Source organism: Enterobacter cloacae complex sp. IR5428, assembly GCF_049238585.1.
GTDB classification, from domain to species: Bacteria; Pseudomonadota; Gammaproteobacteria; order Enterobacterales; family Enterobacteriaceae; genus Enterobacter; species Enterobacter intestinihominis.
Genome location: NZ_JBMKHV010000009.1, coordinates 177954 through 198262, shown reverse-complemented (window position 1 = coordinate 198262; position 20309 = coordinate 177954). Strand labels below are relative to the sequence as shown.

The window sequence follows — 20309 nt, the reverse complement described above, 5'->3', positions numbered from 1 at the left end:
TTTTAACATAGTCGGCGTGGCCTGGGCAGTCTACGTGTGCGTAGTGGCGAGTCGGGGTGTCATACTCAACGTGAGAGGTGTTGATGGTGATACCACGAGCTTTTTCTTCTGGTGCGTTATCGATCTGGTCGAAAGCACGAGCAGCACCGCCGTAGGTTTTAGCCAGTACGGTAGTGATTGCAGCAGTCAGGGTAGTTTTACCATGGTCAACGTGGCCGATAGTACCAACGTTGACGTGCGGTTTTGTACGTTCAAATTTTTCTTTAGACACGGCTATATTCCTTACTATAGTGCTCTCCCCTTCGGAGAGAGCACGGGACTTAGGTTTTAATCCTGTGGATTACTTACCACGGGCTTCGATAACGGCCTGAGCAACGTTGTTCGGCGCATCATCATACTTCAGGAATTCCATAGTGTATGATGCACGACCTTTGGTCAGAGAACGCAGCTGAGTTGCATATCCGAACATTTCAGACAGCGGAACTTCAGCGTGGATCTTAACGCCAGTTACTTCGGATTCCTGACCACGCAGCATACCGCGACGACGGCTCAAGTCACCGATAACGTCACCGGTGTTCTCTTCCGGAGTTTCTACTTCAACCTTCATGATTGGCTCAAGCAGAACTGGTTTTGCTTTCTTAAAGCCTTCTTTAAAGGCAATAGACGCAGCCAGTTTAAACGCCAGTTCAGAGGAGTCAACGTCGTGGTAAGAACCGAAGTGCAGACGAACACCCATGTCTACAACCGGGTAACCAGCCAGAGGACCAGCTTTCAGCTGCTCCTGAATGCCTTTATCAACGGCAGGGATGTATTCGCCAGGAATTACACCACCTTTGATGTCGTTGATGAACTCGTAACCTTTAGGGTTAGAGCCCGGCTCCAGTGGGTACATGTCGATCACAACGTGACCGTACTGACCGCGACCACCAGACTGCTTAGCGTGTTTACCTTCAACATCGGTAACTTTCGCGCGAATCGCTTCGCGGTAAGCAACCTGAGGTTTACCCACGTTCGCTTCAACGTTGAATTCACGCTTCATACGGTCAACGATGATGTCCAGGTGCAGTTCACCCATACCAGCGATGATGGTCTGATTAGATTCTTCATCAGTCCATACGCGGAATGATGGGTCTTCTTTCGCCAGACGGCCCAGAGCCAGACCCATTTTTTCCTGGTCAGCTTTGGTTTTTGGTTCAACCGCGATGGAGATTACCGGCTCAGGGAATTCCATACGCTCCAGAATGATCGGGTGATCCGGGTCACACAGGGTGTCACCAGTAGTCACGTCTTTCAGACCGATAGCAGCAGCGATGTCGCCCGCACGAACTTCTTTGATCTCTTCACGTTTGTTAGCGTGCATCTGTACGATACGGCCAAAACGTTCACGCGCCGATTTCACGGAGTTCAGGATGGTGTCACCGGAGTTAACCACACCAGAGTAAACGCGGAAGAAGGTCAGGTTACCCACGAATGGGTCGGTAGCAATTTTGAACGCCAGCGCAGAGAACGGCTCGTCATCACTTGCGTGACGCTCAGCCGGAGTATCTTTACCGTCGTCCAGGATGCCGTTGATCGCAGGAACGTCAACCGGGGATGGCAGGTAGTCAACTACCGCATCCAGCATTGCCTGAACACCTTTGTTCTTGAACGCAGAACCACAGGTTACCAGGATGATTTCGTTGTTCAGAACACGCTGACGCAGAGCAGATTTGATCTCTTGCTCAGTCAGTTCTTCACCACCCAGGTATTTCTCCATCAGCTCTTCAGAAGCTTCTGCTGCGGATTCGATCAGGTTCTGGTGCCATTCGTCAGCCAGGTCCTGCATCTCTGCCGGGATATCTTCGTATTCGAAGGTAACGCCCGCATCTGCTTCGTTCCAGTTGATGGCTTTCATTTTCACCAGGTCGATAACACCGGTGAAGCCTTCTTCAGCACCAATTGCCAGCTGAAGCGGAACAGGGTTCGCGCCCAGACGGGTTTTGATCTGGCCAACAACTTTCAGGAAGTTAGCACCCATACGGTCCATTTTGTTAACGAACGCGATGCGTGGAACTTTATATTTGTTAGCCTGACGCCATACGGTTTCAGACTGTGGCTGAACACCACCAACTGCGCAATAAACCATTACCGCGCCGTCAAGAACACGCATGGAACGTTCTACTTCGATGGTGAAGTCAACGTGCCCTGGGGTGTCGATGATGTTTACGCGATGCGGTTCGTACTGCTTAGCCATACCTGACCAGAAAGCAGTAGTCGCTGCGGAGGTGATAGTAATACCACGCTCCTGCTCCTGTTCCATCCAGTCCATGGTGGCTGCGCCGTCATGAACTTCACCGATTTTATGGTTTACACCGGTGTAGAACAGAATACGTTCGGTAGTAGTGGTTTTACCGGCGTCGATGTGCGCACTGATACCGATGTTACGGTAGCGTGCGATGGGTGTTGTACGAGCCATTTGATTCCTCGTTTATATCTTTAGGCGTTCAGTTAAGTTACCCAGAGCGGGCGGCTTCTCTGAAGCGCCCGCCTGGTGACTACGACTCCGAAGGGATTACCAACGGTAGTGTGCGAACGCCTTGTTGGCTTCTGCCATACGGTGAACGTCTTCACGTTTCTTAACTGCAGTACCTTTGTTTTCTGCAGCATCAGAAAGTTCGTTCGCCAGACGCAGAGCCATGGATTTATCACCGCGTTTACGAGCAGCTTCAACGATCCAACGCATTGCCAGAGCATTACGACGAACCGGACGAACTTCAACTGGAACCTGATAAGTAGAACCACCAACGCGGCGAGACTTAACTTCTACAGTCGGGCGCACGTTGTCGAGAGCGACTTCGAAAGCTTCCAGTTCATTTTTACCAGAACGCTGAGCCAGGGTCTCCAGCGCGCTGTATACGATTGCTTCTGCAGTAGATTTTTTACCATCTACCATCAGGATATTTACAAATTTTGCCAGCAGTTCTGATCCGAATTTCGGATCTGGAAGAATTTTACGCTGACCAATGACGCGACGACGTGGCATGGGATTACTCCGTTGTTAATTCAGGATTGTCCAAAACTCTACGAGTTTAGTTTGACATTAAGATAAATCAGTTTGGCCTTACTTAACGGAGAACCATTAAGCCTTAGGACGCTTCACGCCGTACTTGGAGCGAGCCTGCTTACGGTCTTTAACACCTGAGCAGTCCAGCGCACCACGAACGGTGTGGTAACGAACACCCGGAAGGTCTTTAACACGACCGCCACGGATCAGGATCACGGAGTGCTCCTGAAGGTTGTGACCTTCACCACCGATGTAGGAAGTCACTTCGAAACCGTTAGTCAAACGCACACGGCATACTTTACGCAGTGCGGAGTTTGGTTTTTTAGGAGTGGTGGTATATACACGAGTACATACGCCACGTTTCTGCGGGCAGGCTTCCAGCGCAGGCACGTTGCTTTTTGCAACTTTGCGTGCACGTGGTTTGCGTACCAGCTGGTTAACTGTTGCCATTAAATAGCTCCTGGTTTTAGCTTTTGCTTCGTAAACACGTAATAAAACGACCTCATACAATATGAGGACGCGAAATTTTAGGGCTACGTCGAAAAGGTGTCAAGAAATATACAGCGATCTCAAATCACCAGTTCATTTGACTGGCGTGCTTCACAGTAAGATTGACGAAATCAGTATAGCCAACCACGTCAATTTTGGCTGAAATTTGACCAGAAAGACCCCGCGCATCCAGATCCTCTTTAAGCGCAGAGACTGTTATGGGGGCATTAGCGAGGATTTCAACAAAACGGCTGCCATCAAGCGCCGCGAGCACGCCATCCTGAATCAGCAGCAGATCATCGCCTTCGCGCAGCATGCTCAGTAACGTGTCGATATCGCATTGCCACGGTGAACGGCTCAGGGTATGGAGCATGACAGCCTCAGAAAGTCAGAACGGTATCGTAGTGAGAAAGTTGTTCGCGCAGCGCAGAAGATGTCAGGATCGTCACGTCCAGCACGAACGGTATTTTCTCATTTAACCCACGAGCGGCCAGCGAGTCGGCGCACACATAGAAGGTTTCAATGTCATAGAGCGGCAGAACTTTAAAGGTCGCAATGTAGTCGCGCGCAAGAATAGCCTGCGGTTGTTGGCCTGCCAGAAGCTGGAATACGCCATCGCCTAAAAAGAAGACGCCAATATCTTCGGTTAAAGCCGAGGTCGCCAGCAATGCATCCAGCCCTTCCCGGCCTGAAGCGCTGCCATGCGGGGCAGAAGTAAAAACAAACGCTACGCGCTTCATCAAAATTGCACCACTCTGTCGCAGGTCAACGCCGCCTGTGCTAATGCGCCTAATCCGCTGAGCGAAAAGCCCGGTTGCAGGTTAGCCCCCGCCAGACCAAGGCGTTCGGCTTCAGTCGCATCCGTCACGCCGCGACGCAGTGCCGCCGCGACGCAGATATGCAGGTCGACGCCCTGCGTTTCGTTTAATTTTTGCCAGGCGCGCACAAGGTCAAACTCATCGCTCGCCGGGGACGTAAACTGGTTCGCGTTATAGACCCCTTCACGATAGAAGAAGACGCTTGCCAGTTCATGACCGGCATCAAGCAGCGCATGGGCAAACTGTAGCGCGCTGCTGGCCTGCTGGGTACCGTACGCCGGGCCCGTCACCATTAACGCAAAACGCATTACTTGTCTTGCCCCAGGAAGTCGCCGCTTTTGAACTGGCGAATATAGAGGTAAACCGTGTGTTTGGAGATATTCAGGCGATCGGCCACCTGGTTGATGGCATCTTTGATATCAAAAATCCCTTTCTCATAGAGGTTCAGGACGATCTGACGATTCTTGGCGTTGTTGGATACGTTGCGATCAGCATTCACCTCTTCAATGGTGAACTCCAGCGTCTGTGTCACGAGATCCTCAACAGAAGAGGCAAAGTTCACCGATGAGCCCACGTCCGGCGTTTCTGGCGGAATGAAAGTGCTCATGATTTGCGAGAATGGCACATCAAGGTTCATGTTGATGCACAGCAGACCGATCACCCGGTGTTCGCGGTTTCGAATCGCGATAGTTTCTGATTTCATCAGCACGCCGCTTTTGGCGCGGGTGAAATAGCATTTTGAGACGCTGCTGTCCGCGCCGGTCATGTCATGCAACATACGCAATGCAAGGTCGGTGATTGGCGAACCAATTTTACGGCCAGTGTGCTCACCATTCGCAATGCGGATAGCGGAACACTTAAGATCTTGCAGGGAATGCAATACGATTTCGCAGTGGGAACCAATGAGCATCGCTAACCCGTCCACTACCGCTTCGTAGGATTTCAGAATATCGAAGTCGGTCTGGTCAAATGGACGTTGATCCAGCAAATCAAGTTCACTGGTTTCGTTGGTTAAAAGCGACCTGGACATGAAAAAAACACTCCTTTTCAGGAGCCTGTCGTTAGGTTTTCAGGGCAGGCTCATTATCTATACGGACAACTAAATTAATACAGCGTGTATAACGCTTTCCAGTGTTAATTATATCTGCCCCACAATAAAAAAACCGCCGCCTGTATAGGCGGCGGTTTTTTTCAGCATTACTTCTTAGCTGCTGCGGCTTTGTCGTCAGCGGGTGCGTCTGTTTTCGCATCCGCTTTTGGCGCCGGTTTGATGTCCAGCAGTTCTACATCAAATACCAGCGTAGAGTTAGCCGGGATACCCGGAACGCCGGTTTTGCCGTAAGCCAGATCCGGTGGGATGACCAGCTTGATTTTACCGCCTTTCTTGATGTTCTTCAGGCCTTCGGTCCAGCCCGGGATCACACCGTCCAGACGGAAGGAGAGAGGCTCACCGCGAGTGTAAGAGTTATCGAACTCTTTACCGTCGATCAGCGTACCTTTGTAGTTAACTACAACGGTGTCGCTGTCTTTAGGCGCGTCGCCGGTACCTTCTTTCTCAACTTTATAGATCAGGCCAGTAGAAGACGTTTTAACGCCTTTCTCTTTAGCGAACTTATCGCGGTAGGCTTTGCCTTTCGCTTCGTTATCTTTAGCGTCTGCTTCCATCTTGGTCTGAGCGGCGCCTTTCACGCGCGCTTCAAACGCTTGCAGAGTCTGCTCGATTTCCTGGTCAGACAGTTTGCTCTTGTCTGCGAACGCATCCTGAACCCCTGCGATCAGCTGGTTTTTGTCCAGTTTGATGCCCAGTTTCTCTTGTTCTTTCAGAGAGTTTTCCATGTAACGGCCCAGAGACGCGCCAAGTGCGTAGGCGGATTTCTGGTCGTCATTCTTGAATGCCGCTTTGCTGTCTGTAGTCGCAGCAGGCTTCGCAGCAGTATCAGCAGCGAAAGACAGCGGCGCATTGAGCGCTACAGCCATAGTGGTCGCCAGCAGCGTAACTTTAAACAGTGATTTCATCCATATCTCCAGGACCTGAGGTCTCTCACCCCAGTGTTAAACGTAAATGAGTGACGTACTATAAAACGTTGTGGAAGAAATCTACAGACAGACTCCCCCGAATGTCGCTTCTTTTCAGACTATTTTTGTTTAAATAAGTTTCTTGTCAGGGAGATGGATACTGTACTTAAGGAAAAAGTCAGATAAACTTCGCCGCCGCTGGTCCATTATGGCGCATGAGAGATAAACGAGGTGAATGATGAAGGATACAACGATCGAAGCGAGACTGGCTGAGCTGGAAAGCCGCCTGGCTTTTCAGGACATCACCATCGAAGAACTGAACCAGACCGTGACGGCTCATGAGCTTGAAATGGCAAAAATGCGCGATTTGATGCGACTTCTCACTGAAAAAGTGAAGGCAACGCAGTCGTCGCACATCGCCTCTCAGGCTGAAGAGACGCCACCACCTCATTATTGAGGCGTAAAAAAAGCGGGATTATCCCGCTTTTTTATTTTCCGCAGTACGGAATCAGTGGCAGCCGCAGCCGCCGTTACCGCAACCACCTTTACCGTGGCCGTGGTCATGACCATGATCGTGGCCGTGACCACCGCAGCAGCCGTCGTGGCCGTGATCGTGGTCATGGTCGTGACCGTGCGCACCATGAACGTGGCCATGAGCCAGCTCTTCTTCGGTCGCTTCACGGATAGCAACAACTTCTACGTTGAACTTCAGGTTCTGACCAGCCAGCATGTGGTTGCCGTCAACCACAACGTGGTCGTCTTCAACTTCTGTGATTTCAACCGGAACCGGACCCTGGTCAGTTTCAGCCAGGAAGCGCATGCCAACCTGCAACTCGTCAACGCCCATGAACACGTCTTTAGGAACGCGCTGAACCAGGTTGTCATCATACTGACCGTAAGCGTCGTTCGCGCCGACAGCAACGTCGAATTTGTCGCCAACTTCATGACCTTCCAGCGCCGTTTCCAGGCCGGAAATCAGGGAACCGTGACCATGCAGGTAGTCCAGCGGCGCACTCACCGGAGACTCATCAACCAACACACCGTCTTCTGTACGTACCTGATAGGCCAGGCTGACCACCAGGTCTTTTGCTACTTTCATGATATCTCCTGAGCGTGGGAAAATTGCTGGCGCAGATTGTAGCGGAATTCTGCACCCGTGTACCCTTAAGCTTAAAAAAACTCAGAGCATATCGCTAGTCTGGATGAAAAATGCCGATCACTTGCTCTTCTTTGCGAACGTGATCGCGGGCTTCTTTGTCGGCCTCACGCATCTGGTGACCGCACTTAACACATTCAACAATATCGATATTATTCTCCCGCCACATGGCCAGCGTATCTTGCGCCTGGCAGGACGGGCATTTTGCGCCCGCGATAAAGCGTTTACGTAAAGCCATCTTTCGTTACCCTTTATTCAAATTCATCCCAGCCGTCGAGCTGGCGTCGTTCCTGTTGCATCTCACGCTGGAAGATCTCCTCCAGTTCGCGACGCGCTTCCCGCACGCGGGAGATCTGCGCCGTGTCGCTGTGCACAGGCATCAGTTCACGCAGCATTCGCATATCCAGCCGGCGGAAATGCATCTGGGCGCGTTGCGCCTGGTGAGGATGCATACCCAGCGAAACCAGCGCCTTGCGCCCCAGCTCCAGCGCGCTGGAGAAGGTTTCGCGGGAGAAGTGTTTCACACCCGCCTGCAAAAGTTCGTGAGCCTCAACACGTCCGCGCGCACGCGCCAGAATATGCAGATGCGGGAAATGCTGCTGGCACAGCTCCACCAGCTTCATTGTGTCTTCCGGATCGTTACAGGTGATGACGATGGACTCCGCAGCCTCTGCGCCCGCCGAGCGCAACAGCTCAAGCTGCGTCGCATCCCCGTAGTACACCTTATAACCATATTTGCGCATCAGGTTGACGGCGCTGATATCGCGCTCCAGCACCGTAATGCGCATTTTATTTGCCATCAACAGGCGACCAATCACCTGTCCGAAGCGGCCAAAGCCCACGACGATCACCTGCGGTTTATCATCTTCCACCCACGGCGCTTCGTCTTCATCGTCTGCGGGATTCAGGCGGCGCGACAGCAGTTTGTCCACCAGCTTCATCAGCAGCGGCGTGGTCATCATCGACAGCGTGACCGTCACCAGCAGCAGCGCCATCTGGTCATCTTTAAACAGCTTCTGTGACGACGCAGTGGAAAACAGCACAAACGCAAACTCTCCGCCCTGACTTAACACGCTGGAAAACTGCATCCTTTCCGAGCTGCGCAGCCCGTAAATCCTCGCGAGGAGATACAGCACCAGCGTTTTGACCGCCACCAGCACGGCGACACTCGCAATAACCCACAGCAGATGGGTATAGAGCACGCCAAGATTAAGCGCCATACCCACCGAGATAAAGAACAGCCCTAACAGCAGCCCCTTAAACGGATCGATGGCGGTCTCCAGCTCGTGGCGGTACTCGCTTTCCGCAAGCAGCACCCCGGCGATAAACGTCCCGAGCGCCATCGACAGCCCCAGCGCATCCATAAACAGCGCTGAACCAAGCACCAGCAGCAGCGTTGCGGCGGTGAAGACCTCGCGTACGCCGGATGCCGCAATAAACCGGAACACTGGACGCAGTAAAAACCGTCCGCCGATCAGCATCCCCGCGAAGGCCAGCACCTTCATGGAGATCTTCATCCAGTCGAAATGATCGTCTCCGGAGCCTGCCAGCAGCGGCACCAGCGCCAGCGCCGGGATCACCGCTAAATCCTGGAACAGCAGCACCGAAAAGCCCAGTTGCCCCGCCTCGTTGCGGTTCATCCCTTTGTCGCGCATCAGCTGAAGCGCCATCGCCGTCGACGACATCGCAAGACCGATCCCGCCAATCACCGCGGCCTGCCAGGAAAACTGCGTCAGCATCAGCAGGCCCGCCAGAATGGCGGCGCTGAGCAATACCTGCGCCGCCCCGACGCCAAAAATAGATTGCCGCAGTTGCCACAGCTTGGACGGATTAAGCTCAAGCCCGATGATAAACATCAGGAACACCACGCCCAGCTCGGAGAAGTGGAGAATTTCATCCACATCGCTGATAAACCCAAGCCCCCAGGGACCAATGGCTATCCCCGCCAGCAAATAGCCCAGCACCGCGCCAATGCCGAGACGCGCGGCAAGGGGGACCGCGACGACGGCGGCAAACAAAAACAGCACCCCGGCGAGGAGTAAATTCGAACCGTCCATTAGCGTCCTCCCGCCGGAATCGGTGACGCCAGCCATTCGCCATAGGCCCTGGCATGGCTCGCCAGCGCTTTCGGATCCTGCCGCCGTGCCCAGTAGATAATAATCGGGCTCATCCAGTGCATACGGCACATCGCCGCCGTCAGCTCAAACGGCCGCAGAATGTCGCTCATGGGGTAACGGTTCAGCCCGTCGTGACGGTAAGCGCTTTCCGGCTCACCGGTGGTGATGACACTCCGCCAGTACTTTCCCGCCAGCTGGTTGCCCCCCACCCCGCTGGAAAAGCCCCGGCTCAGCACGCGGTCCAGCCACTCTTTCAGCAGCGCCGGACAGCTATAGGTATAAAGCGGATGCTGGAACACAATCACGTCGTGCTGACGCAGCAGTTCCTGCTCGTAAGGAATATCAATAAAGAAATCGGGATAGTGCGCGTAGAGATCGTGCACCGTTACGTTACTGAGCTGTGTGGCCGGCTTAAGCAGCACCCGGTTTGCCACCGAGTCCTGTGATTCCGGATGGGCATACAGCAGCAGCACTTTCGCTGTCTGAGACATCACTCCCCTCCCGGTTCTGTTTTTGTGTATTGTTGTCGTTTTGGGCTACCATGGCGGCCCGGTGGGGAAATTGGCCCACACCTTACATTATCATAATGACAAATTAACATAGTCGGAACATACGGCGCTTCTATGATTGTTTTCTCCTCGTTACAAATTCGTCGCGGCGTGCGCGTCCTGCTGGATAACGCGACTGCTACCATCAACCCGGGCCAGAAAGTGGGGCTGGTCGGCAAAAACGGCTGCGGTAAATCCACCCTGCTGGCACTGCTGAAAAACGAGATAAGCGCGGATGGCGGGAACTTTACCTTCCCGGGCAACTGGCAGCTCGCCTGGGTAAACCAGGAGACCCCCGCGCTGAGCGAACCGGCGCTCGACTATGTTATCGACGGCGACCGTGAATACCGCAAGCTCGAAGCGGAGCTCAACGCCGCCAACGAACGCAACGACGGCCACGCCATCGCCACCGTCCACGGCAAGCTGGACGCCATCGACGCCTGGACCATTCGCTCCCGCGCCTCCAGCCTGCTGCACGGCCTGGGCTTCAGCAACGAACAGCTTGAACGCCCGGTGAGCGATTTCTCGGGTGGCTGGCGTATGCGCCTTAACCTGGCGCAGGCGCTGATCTGCCGCTCTGACCTCCTGCTGCTCGATGAACCGACCAACCACCTCGATCTCGATGCGGTTATTTGGCTGGAGAAGTGGCTCAAGAGCTATCAGGGCACTCTGATTCTGATCTCCCACGACCGCGACTTCCTCGACCCGGTGGTGGATAAAATCATTCATATCGAACAGCAAAGCCTGTTCGAGTACACCGGCAACTACAGCTCTTTCGAGCGCCAGCGCGCGACGCGCCTCGCCCAGCAGCAGGCGATGTATGAAAGCCAGCAGCAGCGCGTGGCGCACCTGCAAAGCTTTGTGGATCGCTTCAAGGCCAAGGCGTCAAAAGCCAAGCAGGCGCAGAGCCGCGTCAAAATGCTGGAACGCATGGAGATGATTGCCCCCGCGCACGTGGATAACCCGTTCCACTTCAGCTTCCGCGAGCCGGAGAGCCTGCCGAACCCGCTGCTGAAGATGGAAAAAGTGAGCGCGGGCTATGGCGATCGCATTATTCTCGACTCTATCAAGCTCAACCTGGTGCCGGGTTCACGCATCGGTCTGCTGGGGCGTAACGGCGCCGGTAAATCGACGCTGATCAAGCTGCTGGCGGGCGAGCTTAACCCGGTCAGCGGCGAAATCGGGCTGGCGAAGGGCATCAAGCTTGGCTACTTCGCTCAGCATCAGCTGGAATTTTTACGCGCCGATGAATCGCCGATCCAGCACCTGGCGCGCCTGGCGCCGCAGGAGATGGAGCAGAAGCTGCGCGACTACCTCGGCGGCTTTGGCTTCCAGGGCGATAAGGTGACTGAAAATACAGCGCGTTTCTCCGGCGGCGAAAAAGCGCGTCTGGTGCTGGCGCTGATCGTCTGGCAGCGTCCAAACCTGCTGCTGCTCGATGAACCGACCAACCACCTCGATCTCGACATGCGTCAGGCGCTGACCGAAGCGCTGATCGAGTTCGAAGGGGCGCTGGTTGTCGTTTCGCACGATCGCCACCTGATCCGCTCCACCACCGACGATCTCTATCTGGTTCACGGCGGCAAAGTGGAACCGTTCGACGGCGACCTGGAAGATTACCAGCAGTGGCTGACGGACGTGCAGAAGCAGGAAAACCAGCCGGAAGAGTCAGCGAAAGACAACGCCAACAGCGCCCAGGCGCGTAGAGACCAGAAGCGCCGTGAAGCGGAACTGCGCACCCAGACTCAGCCGCTGCGTAAAGAGATTACCCGTCTCGAAAAAGAGATGGAAAAGCTTAACGCCACGCTTGCCGCCGTCGAAGAGAAGCTGGGCGACAGCGAACTGTACGATCAGAGCCGCAAAGCGGAGCTGACGGACTGTCTGCAAACGCAGGCGAAAACCAAATCCAGTCTCGAAGAGTGCGAAATGGCATGGCTGGACGCGCAGGAACAGCTGGAAGCGATGCTGCAAGCCGACTAACACGCCGGGAGGGTTATGGGCTTCGATACCACGAGCGAGATTACATTCCGTAAGCTCAGCATCTTCATGACGTTCATGGACAAGGGCAATATCGCACGTACCGCCGAAACGCTCGGCCTGAGCGGTGTCAGCGTGCACCGCGCGCTGCATACCCTCGAAGAGAACGTCCGCTGCCCGCTCTTTGCTCACAAAGGGCGTAACCTGATTGCCCTCCCCTCCGCGTGGACGCTGCTGGAGTATTGTCAGGAGGTGATGCAGGTGATGGAGCGCGGACTGGAAGAGTCGCGCAAGATTGCCGGTATCGGCCAGGGACGGTTGCGCGTCGGTACGCTTTACTCGCTGACGCTGGAAACCGTGCCGCGCCTGATAATGGGCATGAAGCTGCGCCGTCCGGATCTGGAGATGGATCTGACGATGGGCTCGAATGAAACCCTGCTCCATATGCTGGATGAGGGGTCGCTGGATGCGATTTTAATCTCTATCTCCGAGAGCGATATCGACCGTAACAGCCTCGAAGTGCTGCCCCTGTTCCATGACGATATTTTCCTTGCCGCACCGGCCTCTGCCACGCTGAATACCAGCGGTCCCGCCGATCTGCGTGACTATAAAGATCAGAAGTTTGTCGCCCTCGCGGAAGGGTTCGCCACTTACGCCGGGTTTCAGGAAGCGTTTCATATTGCCGGTTTCGAGCCGGAGATTGTGACGCGGGTAAACGATATTTTCTCGATGCTGAGCCTGGTACAGGCGGGGGTCGGGTTTACGCTGATGCCGGGCAGGATGAAGAAAGTGTACGAAAATTCGGTGCAGCTACTGAAGCTGGCACAGCCGTACCAGATGCAGCAGCTGATTGCGATCGTCTTTGCCCGCAACCGCGAGCAGGATCCGAGCCTGCGAGCATTGGCCGCGGAAGGGCGGATGTACGCCAGAAGTTTGCAGGACGGAGCCTGAGGCCTTGCCGGGTGGCGACGCGTTGCGTCTTACCCGGCCTACAAAATAATACAACCGAACCCGTAGGCCCGGTAAGGCGCAGCCGCCACCGGGCAAAAAGTCACCGCTGAAGTCGACCCGCCAGATGCACCGCCACGTCCACCCCGCTGCGCTCCAGCGAAATGGATTCGCCTTCCCACGCCGCCTGCCGCGTCAGGCAGGTTAATATGCCTCCCGGCGGCATCTCAATCGCCAGCCGCGCTTCACGCTCGTTAGCGGAAATCACCGCCTCCTGCCAGCGCACGGTTCGCGCCATGTTCATTGCCAGATCGTCGGCAATTTTCTCCGGCTGCCAGAGCACGCGTCCGGTACTGCCGCTCAGGTACGCGCAGCGGGGACGGGAAAGCGTGACCGATTCAAACGCCGCTGCCAGCTTCTTCGCCGGTTCCGCCAGCAGCGCGCAGTGCGATGGCACGCTCACCGCCAGCCGTTTGGCCTTGCTTGCACCCTTCGCCAGCGCGCGCTCCGCCACCTGCGCCATACCGTCATCGGTTCCGGCAATCACGATCTGCGTTTCGGCGTTCAGGTTAGCGATATAGGTTCCAGACCCCTGAATCAGGTTTTCCACCTGCGGCAGGGTCAACCCCATAATCGCCGTCAGGCCGTAGCCGTGCGGATACGCCTGCTCCATCAAATCACCGCGCAGCGCCACCAGCTTCAGCGCATCCGTAAAGTCCAGCGAGCCTGCGATAACCGCCGCAGGATAAGCGCCAATGGACAGACCGCTGACAATATCCGGCGACACGCCGCGACGTTCCAGCTCGCGCGCCCAGGCCACGCCGGCAATCAGCAGTGAAAGCTGAACCGCACGGGTGTGGGTTAACGAGGATGCGCTGTCCAGGGTATCGACTTCCGCCCCCAGCACAGCACGGGCCTGCTCCAGCTCCGTTCCCGGCAGGTTTTGCAGCATACCTTCGTGCTGTGTGCCCTGCCCCGGAAAGGTAAACAGTATTTTCATTACTCCTCCCTGTGCCATGGATCCGCTACCAGGCGCGGTCCACATTGCGTTTTTAGCAGCGTTTTGCCGTCGCGTAACCATTCTGCCAGCGCGAATCCGCCCTCGGGCGTGTCCACCTGCGTATCCACCCGGCACAACGCACGGCTGAGCTGAGCCTGCCAGTCAGTAAACGCCTCAGGGGAAACGGTACGCGGGGCGCGGATCAGCAGATCGAGATCGCTATCGGCGTGGATCACCGGAATGCCGGTCGCCAGCGCGTAACCCGTACTGCCGGTTATCCCCCACGTCCACGGCCACGACTGCTGCGCAAGCTGAAGCGCCACCTGAACCGGCGGCTGAGTGACAAACGGCGAACGCAGCAGGTCGGCGGCAACGCTCAACTCTTCGGGCGACACCACGCGCAACACGTTCTCAGGCTTCACCCATCCGGCCGCCCGCTGGTCGCGGTGCAATCCGCGCACGCCAACGGGAATACGGCCTTCATTATCAACATCACGCCGCACCACTACCGGTAGCCCGGTATGCCAGGCCGCGTCTACCCAGGATTCGGTAATCCCTTCCAGGGCGTCGCGCGCGGTAAGCCAGATGAGGTCGTGTGGGCGTAATGTTGTGGTCATGATTACATTCCTGAAGTCAGCGAGATAAACAGCGGCAGCGACAGGATACACAGTATGGAGCTCAACAGCAGCACGGCTTCAGCATCCGGCGACTGCACGCCAAAGCGGTTACCGAACACCACGCCAAAGAAGCCCGCAGACAGCGCAATCATCAGGATGGCGGTGATCGCCACGGAGCCGTGCAGACCGAAGATTAAAACGATACCCCAGGCAATCGCTGGCTGGATCAGCAGCTTGGCGATAGTGGAAGTGATCACCATGGTGTTGATCTGAAGCTTACGCGCGGAGAGGATCACCCCGGTCAGGAACAGCGCCGCAGCGGTCGCGGACAGTCCCAGCGGTTTAATCGCCGCCAGTACCAGCTCTGGCATTTTGATGCCGATAGCGGACAGGATCACACCCAGCAGCGGGCCCATCACGATCGGTTTTTTAATGGAGCGCCACATCAGCACCGGCAGCATGGAAAGCGTTGAACCGGAGTTATTGCCTTCGGCGCGGGCTTTCTCACGCTCCAGAATCAGCAGGCAGAACGGGGTCATCAGCACCGAACCACAGGCGATGGAGACCGCCACGGAGAGTGAAGTAGAAGAACTTTCACCCAGCACGCTGCCCAGAATCGGCAGGCCGAGCGCCGCATAGTTTGGCAGAGCGACGGTTAGTGTCAGTACGGCCGCATCCTGCGGAGATTTTTTAAAGACTTTGGTGGCGAGGAAGTAGATGGCCGCATAGGTGATCCACATCGCCAGGGTGAGCACCAGGATCAGCGGCGACTGCGCCACAATGCCGGTCCACGGGGTTTGCACGGTGGCGCTGAACAGCGCGGCAGGGAGTGCAAAATCCATAACGAAGATATTCAGCAGGGAAACATTTTTGTTATCGACCATCTTTGCTTTACCGGCCCAGAATCCCAGCAGCATGATGACGAAAATCGGTGCAAGAGCATGAACAATTACGTAAGTCATAAATCACCTGTAGTAAAAAAGTTTAAGCACTGGCGCGATGTTTATTATTTTCAGGATGCAGGTTCCCGCGTGGACGCAACGGGCGCGCCCACGGGGTAATGCATCTGGCAGGTCTCTTTTTACTTACCAGCTGGCTCGCATACGTTCACGTACGAGCGCCGAGCTGCGGCGGTTGTCAGCACCCAGACGGTTTTTCAACGTGTTGTCCTGACGAGCGTCGCTGATGGCCTGTTGCAGGGTAGTTTTCACCCGCGTCAGATCGCTTTCGGAAGGGGCATCCGGGTTGCTGATATCCAGCAGGTCGGAGAGCAGCCCCAGCGTGGCGTAGTTGCTGATGTCGTACGCCATTGGCGGAATGGTTGCCGCCAGTTTTTCCAGCGCCTCCACGGTACGCAGCGTAATGCGCGCCGCAGACTCTTTGCCCATGGCATGGATCAGCACGCCTTTATCGTTGAAGGCAATCAGGCGGTTGGCCTGGTAGCCGTGCGCCAGAAACGCGCCGGACATGGCCTTACCGACGATAAGACCAATCACCGGATGCCCCGCCAGCCGCGCATTGGCATAGGCGGCAGCGGCGCCGGCCAGCGCCTGGTGGATACCAAACGCCTCTTCGCGACGGCCATAGGCCTGGCTTGGGACATCGATCACCGCCACAATCGGGCGCTTCACGGCTTTATCTGCGTCAGCGGCAACGGTTTCGCTGACCACTTTTGCCAGCGTCCAGCCCTCCAGCAGCCCCACTTCCCCTTGCGCCGCGCGCGGGAAGTGGTTGTTGGCGTCCGGCACCACGGCGACAAAGCGCACCGTTTCACCGTTCAGCTCGCCGTCTGCCGCCTGCACGGACGGGCATAACCCCTCCAGACGTTTCGCGTTCGGGGCCAGAGTTTCCAGCCAGAGTTCGCCACGGCTAATTGAGTTAGTCATCATTTCACCTCCCGGGCAAAAAGCGCTTTAATCTGTTCGGCATCGGCCTGTTTGCGGGTGTCGAAATTCGTCAGACGGTTCAGGTAATCGTCGTAGTTATCGGTGCGATGTTTCGCCGGTACGCCTTTGGCGATGGCCTCGTTCATCGCGGCTTTCACCGCGTTCACGCCGTCGCCCACCAGCGCGTCCACCAGCCCACTTTCATAGCGCACTTCGCCGCCGGTCATGCTCCAGATAAACGGACGGTCGCGGGAGTCATACTCTTCAATGCCCGCTTCCTGCTCAATAACCTGCGGGCCGTTGAGGCCAAGACGCGCTTCGCGGGTCACAATCAGGTAGCTGCACAGCGCCGCGGCGATAGACATCCCGCCGAAGCAGCCCACGGTCCCGGCGACAATCCCGACAACCGGGGTATAGCGACGCAGGTCAACGATCGCGGCGTGGATATCGGCAATCGCCGCCAGGCCAAGGTTGGCTTCCTGCAAACGTACGCCGCCGGTTTCGAGGCACAGTACCGCCTGAGTCGGAATGCCGTTGCGGTTATCTTCCGCCGCCAGCTCCAGCGCCGCCGCCATTTTGGCACCGGACACTTCGCCCATGCTGCCGCCCTGGAAGGTGCCTTCAATCGCCACCACCACTGCAGGCTGGCCGTTGATGGTCCCTTTCGCGACTACCATGCCGTCATCGGCCTGAGGAACAATCCCCTGTGGCCCAAGCCACGGAGAGATAATGCCTTCAAACGGATCCAGCAGTTCGCGGTAGCTGCCGTCGTCGAGCAGCGCCTGCGCACGCTGGCGCGCTTTTAATTCGATAAAGCTGCTGTCATCACGCATGGTTCACCCCTTCAAAAACCTGTTCGATACGAATGCGTGCCACGCCCGGCGTCGCGCCGAAGTCGTGGATGGTCAGCTTACCTGCGGGCAGGCTGCTGACGGTTTGCAGGCGATTGAACAACGCCTCCCAGCGCCCACGGCTGTTGTCGACGGAGGTGGTGATATCAATGATTAAGGTCTGGCCCGGTTCGGCGGTGAAAAGCACCTCCATATCCCCGGAACCGACTACCCCTGCCAGCGCCCTGCCGCTTACTTCGCGGCTGGCGGGCACGGTCAATGTGATTTTTTCCATAACATCCTCTTAATGCTTTGAATAGGGCGTTTCGACGCGGTCAAGAAACAGCGTGGCGGCAAGCAGGTCTGCGGCTCCGCCCGGCGAGGCGTTAAGCGTCAGCATCTGACGGTCTAACCGCGCCAGCGCCTGCTGCCCCGCAAGTGTTGCGCATCCTCCCGCGTTCAGCACCGCACGGGCGCCGTTCTGCATGGCATCCAGCCCCTCCATGCCGGCGCGCGACAGCACGCAGGTGTCGGTGAGCGAGGTCATGATCGCCATCAGCGCGTCGAGTCTGGCCTGCGTTTCGCTGCTGCCGTTGAGACGGCTGAGGTGAAGCTGCGGCAGCGCGCGCTGCATGATGTGCGGAAACGCCTGCTGAGCCTCTTCACGCGCGCCCGGTACACGGTAGCGGTGCGTGACGCGTAACCCCTTGCTGAATACTTTCGGCGCCGCGTCATCCGGCAGTTTCGCCAGCTGAGCGGCGGTGTTCGCGACAGTTTGCGCCCGGGCATCGCCGCCCAGCATCGCCACCGCGCTCACCAGCAATCCCAGCGCCCAGATCGCGCCACGGTGTGTGTTCACGCCGTCGGTAGCGGCCATCATCTGCCGTTCGCCTTCACGACCCAGGCGGCCAACGGTTTGCCTGAGGGCAATATCCGCCGGACGCTGCCAGCTCTGTTGCGCCAGCGCCTGAAACGTGGGGGTCAGGCTGTGAGCGGAGCGCTCCATCAGCGCAAGCGATAAATCGTGATGCGCGCCGTTCCCCCGGCTGTCCACCAGACCGGGCTTCGGGCTTAAACGTGCTTCGTCAATCAGACACTGCGTGGCGGTTCGCGCCAGCCATTCGGCACCGCCTTCAACCTGGATCTGGGGCAGAAGTTTCATTACCAGCTCCGGAATTTCGCAGGTGGGTTATACAGGCCGCCGGACCACTCAACGAGGTCAGCCACGCTGCCCGCAGCCAGCAGAGAGCGGGTGGCATCGGTACGACGAATGCCCATATCTTCCGGATACACAACCTTGCCGCTCTGGCGCAGTTCCGCCACGCGTTTGGCGTCAACGCCCAGACCGATATCGGTGATACCCGCCACGGCGGCGACCATGGCGCGACGCTCTTCCAGATCTTTCGCCCGGTAGAGGTAAGCAATCCCCTCTTCCGTCAGCACGTGGGTGACGTCATCGCCGTAAATCATAACCGGCGCCAGCGGCATGCCGGAGGCTTTCGCCACGTCTACGGCGTCGAGTTTCTCCACGAAGGTTGGCTTCACGCCCGCCTGGAAGGTTTCCACCATCTGCACAACCAGCTTTTTACCGCGCTGCATCGGGTCAGGCTCGGTGATCATGTTCAGCCAGGCCGGAGTGGCGTGGCGACGACCGTGCGGATCGTGGCCCATGTTTGGTGCGCCGCCGAAGCCGGAGAGACGGCCGCGGGTCACGGTTGAGGAGTTAGCGTAACCATCAACCTGTAGCGTGGAACCGATAAACATGTCGACCGCGTACTGACCAGCCAGCTGACAGAAGGCGCGGTTAGAGCGCATGGAGCCGTCAGCACCGGTAAAGAACACGTCCGGACGGGCGCGGATGTACTCTTCCATCCCCAGCTCGCCGCCGAAGCAGTGGACGCTCTCCACCCAGCCGCTTTCGATGGCCGGGATCAGCGTTGGATGCGGGTTCAAAGTCCAGTGTTTACAGATTTTGCCTTTGAGTCCGAGCTGTTCGCCGTAGGTTGGCAGCAGCAGTTCGATCGCTGCGGTATTAAAGCCAATCCCGTGGTTCAGGGACTGCACCTGGTGTTCAGCGTAGATGCCTTTAATCGCCATCATCGCCATCAGGATGTGTTCCTGTTTAATCAGGCGCGGGTCGCGGGTGAAGAGCGGTTCAATAAAGAACGGCTTGTCCGCCACCACCACGTAATCGATCCACGAGCCCGGAATATCGACGCGCGGCAGGTCGCACTCGTCGTCCACCAGCTCGTTCACCTGTGCGATGACGATGCCGTCGTGGAACGCGGCGGCTTCCACCAGCGCCGGGGTATCTTCGGTACTCGCCCCGGTGTAGAGGTTACCTTTACGGTCCGCTTTAAAACCGGCAATCAGCGCCACGTTTGGCGAAAGGTCGACGTATAAACGTGAGTAGAGTTCGATGTAGGTGTGAATCGCCCCGATTTCGAGCTGACCATCTTCCAGAAGCTGCGAAATGCGCAGGCTTTGCGTACCGGAGAAGGAGAAGTCGAGCTTGCGGGCGATGCCTTTCTCAAAGATGTCCAGATGTTCGCTGCGGCCCACGCTCGGCATGATCATATGCAGATCGTGCACGATTTGCGGGTTCACTTCGGCCAGTGAACGGGAAAGGAAATCCGCCTGCTTCTGGTTGTTGCCTTCCAGAACGACTTTGTCGCCTGGTGCGATCAGTTTTTCCAGCATGGCGACAAGATCGCCGGTTGGCAGTACCTTGCCCTGCACCGGTACGGACGCCAGACGACGCGCTTTCTCGCTGCGTCGGGTGTTCCATTGCCGGGTGGGTGTTTGCCCAGATAACATTATTAACCTCCTGATTCAGCACATCATTCTGATTTGCTTAACGTTGA

Annotated in this window: 24 protein-coding genes; 3 read left to right on the top strand and 21 right to left on the bottom strand. The window is 56.6% G+C overall.

The window, feature by feature from the left end; all coding sequences use genetic code 11:
- The 9 genes from ACOTXC_RS15345 to fkpA all read right to left on the bottom strand — a co-directional run.
- Positions 1-271 (bottom strand): GTP-binding protein (locus tag ACOTXC_RS15345; protein ID WP_000031677.1); only part of this gene is annotated, 271 nt, incomplete at its 3' end.
- 69 nt (positions 272-340) lie between these two features.
- The gene (gene fusA, locus ACOTXC_RS15340) at positions 341-2455 is read right to left on the bottom strand and encodes an elongation factor G (protein WP_022649591.1); all 2115 of its coding nucleotides are present in this window, start codon (positions 2453-2455) and stop codon (positions 341-343) included.
- Positions 2456-2551: 96 nt separating this feature from the next.
- Positions 2552-3022, bottom strand: coding sequence for a 30S ribosomal protein S7 (gene rpsG, locus ACOTXC_RS15335; RefSeq protein ID WP_003861706.1), 471 nt, complete (start codon positions 3020-3022; stop codon positions 2552-2554).
- Positions 3023-3118: 96 nt separating this feature from the next.
- Positions 3119-3493 (bottom strand): 30S ribosomal protein S12, encoded by a 375-nt coding sequence (gene rpsL / locus ACOTXC_RS15330; RefSeq protein ID WP_000246815.1) that lies wholly within the window; start codon positions 3491-3493, stop codon positions 3119-3121.
- A 124-nt stretch (positions 3494-3617) separates the two neighbouring features.
- A complete protein-coding gene (tusB, locus tag ACOTXC_RS15325) occupies positions 3618-3905 on the bottom strand; it encodes a sulfurtransferase complex subunit TusB (RefSeq protein WP_148407465.1) in 288 nt (95 codons plus the stop codon).
- Between the two features lie 7 nt (positions 3906-3912).
- Positions 3913-4272 (bottom strand): sulfurtransferase complex subunit TusC, encoded by a 360-nt coding sequence (gene tusC / locus ACOTXC_RS15320; RefSeq protein ID WP_023298759.1) that lies wholly within the window; start codon positions 4270-4272, stop codon positions 3913-3915.
- On the bottom strand, positions 4272-4658 hold the full coding sequence (tusD, locus tag ACOTXC_RS15315; protein WP_003861699.1) for a sulfurtransferase complex subunit TusD: 387 nt from the start codon (positions 4656-4658) through the stop codon (positions 4272-4274). The genes tusC and tusD overlap by 1 nt, the downstream gene beginning before the upstream one ends.
- Positions 4658-5380 carry a helix-turn-helix transcriptional regulator gene (locus ACOTXC_RS15310; RefSeq protein WP_003861697.1) on the bottom strand — a complete coding sequence of 241 codons (723 nt, stop codon included), beginning with the start codon at positions 5378-5380 and terminating at the stop codon, positions 4658-4660. Before ACOTXC_RS15310 ends, tusD begins: the two co-directional genes overlap by 1 nt.
- 167 nt (positions 5381-5547) lie before the next feature.
- Positions 5548-6366, bottom strand: a complete 819-nt coding sequence (gene fkpA, locus ACOTXC_RS15305) for an FKBP-type peptidyl-prolyl cis-trans isomerase (protein ID WP_003861695.1) — start codon at positions 6364-6366, stop codon at positions 5548-5550.
- A gap of 238 nt (positions 6367-6604) precedes the next feature.
- On the opposite strand from fkpA, the gene ACOTXC_RS15300 reads away from it, so the two are divergent.
- Positions 6605-6823: a protein SlyX gene (locus ACOTXC_RS15300; RefSeq protein ID WP_023298761.1), complete on the top strand. Its 219-nt coding sequence runs from the start codon at positions 6605-6607 to the stop codon at positions 6821-6823.
- Between the two features lie 51 nt (positions 6824-6874).
- On the opposite strand, the gene slyD is transcribed toward ACOTXC_RS15300, so the two are convergent.
- The 4 genes from slyD to kefG form a co-directional block, all read right to left on the bottom strand.
- Positions 6875-7465 carry a peptidylprolyl isomerase gene (gene slyD, locus ACOTXC_RS15295; protein WP_003861691.1) on the bottom strand — a complete coding sequence of 197 codons (591 nt, stop codon included), beginning with the start codon at positions 7463-7465 and terminating at the stop codon, positions 6875-6877.
- Between the two features lie 94 nt (positions 7466-7559).
- Positions 7560-7760: a YheV family putative zinc ribbon protein gene (locus tag ACOTXC_RS15290; protein ID WP_022649597.1), complete on the bottom strand. Its 201-nt coding sequence runs from the start codon at positions 7758-7760 to the stop codon at positions 7560-7562.
- 13 nt (positions 7761-7773) lie between these two features.
- The gene (gene kefB / locus ACOTXC_RS15285) at positions 7774-9579 is read right to left on the bottom strand and encodes a glutathione-regulated potassium-efflux system protein KefB (protein WP_003861688.1); all 1806 of its coding nucleotides are present in this window, start codon (positions 9577-9579) and stop codon (positions 7774-7776) included.
- Positions 9579-10130: a glutathione-regulated potassium-efflux system ancillary protein KefG gene (kefG, locus tag ACOTXC_RS15280; RefSeq protein WP_003861686.1), complete on the bottom strand. Its 552-nt coding sequence runs from the start codon at positions 10128-10130 to the stop codon at positions 9579-9581. Before kefG ends, kefB begins: the two co-directional genes overlap by 1 nt.
- Before the next feature lie 132 nt (positions 10131-10262).
- Here kefG and ACOTXC_RS15275 point away from each other — a divergent pair, with 132 nt between their 5' ends.
- Both ACOTXC_RS15275 and ACOTXC_RS15270 read left to right on the top strand, forming a co-directional pair.
- Positions 10263-12167, top strand: a complete 1905-nt coding sequence (locus tag ACOTXC_RS15275) for an ABC transporter ATP-binding protein (RefSeq protein WP_063152845.1) — start codon at positions 10263-10265, stop codon at positions 12165-12167.
- Positions 12168-12182: 15 nt separating this feature from the next.
- On the top strand, positions 12183-13115 hold the full coding sequence (locus tag ACOTXC_RS15270; protein ID WP_022649599.1) for a LysR substrate-binding domain-containing protein: 933 nt from the start codon (positions 12183-12185) through the stop codon (positions 13113-13115).
- 100 nt (positions 13116-13215) lie between these two features.
- Here ACOTXC_RS15270 and mdcH read toward each other — a convergent pair whose 3' ends face one another.
- The 8 genes from mdcH to mdcA all read right to left on the bottom strand — a co-directional run bounded on the left by mdcH (position 13216) and on the right by mdcA (position 20262).
- Positions 13216-14112, bottom strand: a complete 897-nt coding sequence (gene mdcH, locus ACOTXC_RS15265; RefSeq protein WP_045621712.1) for a malonate decarboxylase subunit epsilon — start codon at positions 14110-14112, stop codon at positions 13216-13218.
- Positions 14112-14729 carry a malonate decarboxylase holo-ACP synthase gene (locus tag ACOTXC_RS15260; protein ID WP_421767807.1) on the bottom strand — a complete coding sequence of 206 codons (618 nt, stop codon included), beginning with the start codon at positions 14727-14729 and terminating at the stop codon, positions 14112-14114. Before ACOTXC_RS15260 ends, mdcH begins: the two co-directional genes overlap by 1 nt.
- 2 nt (positions 14730-14731) lie before the next feature.
- Positions 14732-15691: an AEC family transporter gene (locus ACOTXC_RS15255; protein WP_023307100.1), complete on the bottom strand. Its 960-nt coding sequence runs from the start codon at positions 15689-15691 to the stop codon at positions 14732-14734.
- A gap of 123 nt (positions 15692-15814) precedes the next feature.
- Positions 15815-16615, bottom strand: coding sequence for a biotin-independent malonate decarboxylase subunit gamma (gene mdcE, locus ACOTXC_RS15250; protein WP_421767810.1), 801 nt, complete (start codon positions 16613-16615; stop codon positions 15815-15817).
- Entirely contained in the window at positions 16615-17448 is an 834-nt protein-coding gene (locus tag ACOTXC_RS15245) for a biotin-independent malonate decarboxylase subunit beta (RefSeq protein ID WP_003861672.1), read from the bottom strand. The genes mdcE and ACOTXC_RS15245 overlap by 1 nt, the downstream gene beginning before the upstream one ends.
- A complete protein-coding gene (mdcC, locus tag ACOTXC_RS15240; RefSeq protein WP_022649604.1) occupies positions 17441-17740 on the bottom strand; it encodes a malonate decarboxylase acyl carrier protein in 300 nt (99 codons plus the stop codon). Before mdcC ends, ACOTXC_RS15245 begins: the two co-directional genes overlap by 8 nt.
- 9 nt (positions 17741-17749) lie before the next feature.
- Entirely contained in the window at positions 17750-18607 is an 858-nt protein-coding gene (locus ACOTXC_RS15235) for a triphosphoribosyl-dephospho-CoA synthase (protein ID WP_022649605.1), read from the bottom strand.
- Complete coding sequence (gene mdcA, locus ACOTXC_RS15230) at positions 18607-20262, bottom strand: malonate decarboxylase subunit alpha (protein ID WP_023298766.1); 1656 nt, start codon at positions 20260-20262, stop codon at positions 18607-18609. The genes ACOTXC_RS15235 and mdcA overlap by 1 nt, the downstream gene beginning before the upstream one ends.
- Positions 20263-20309: the final 47 nt, after the last annotated feature.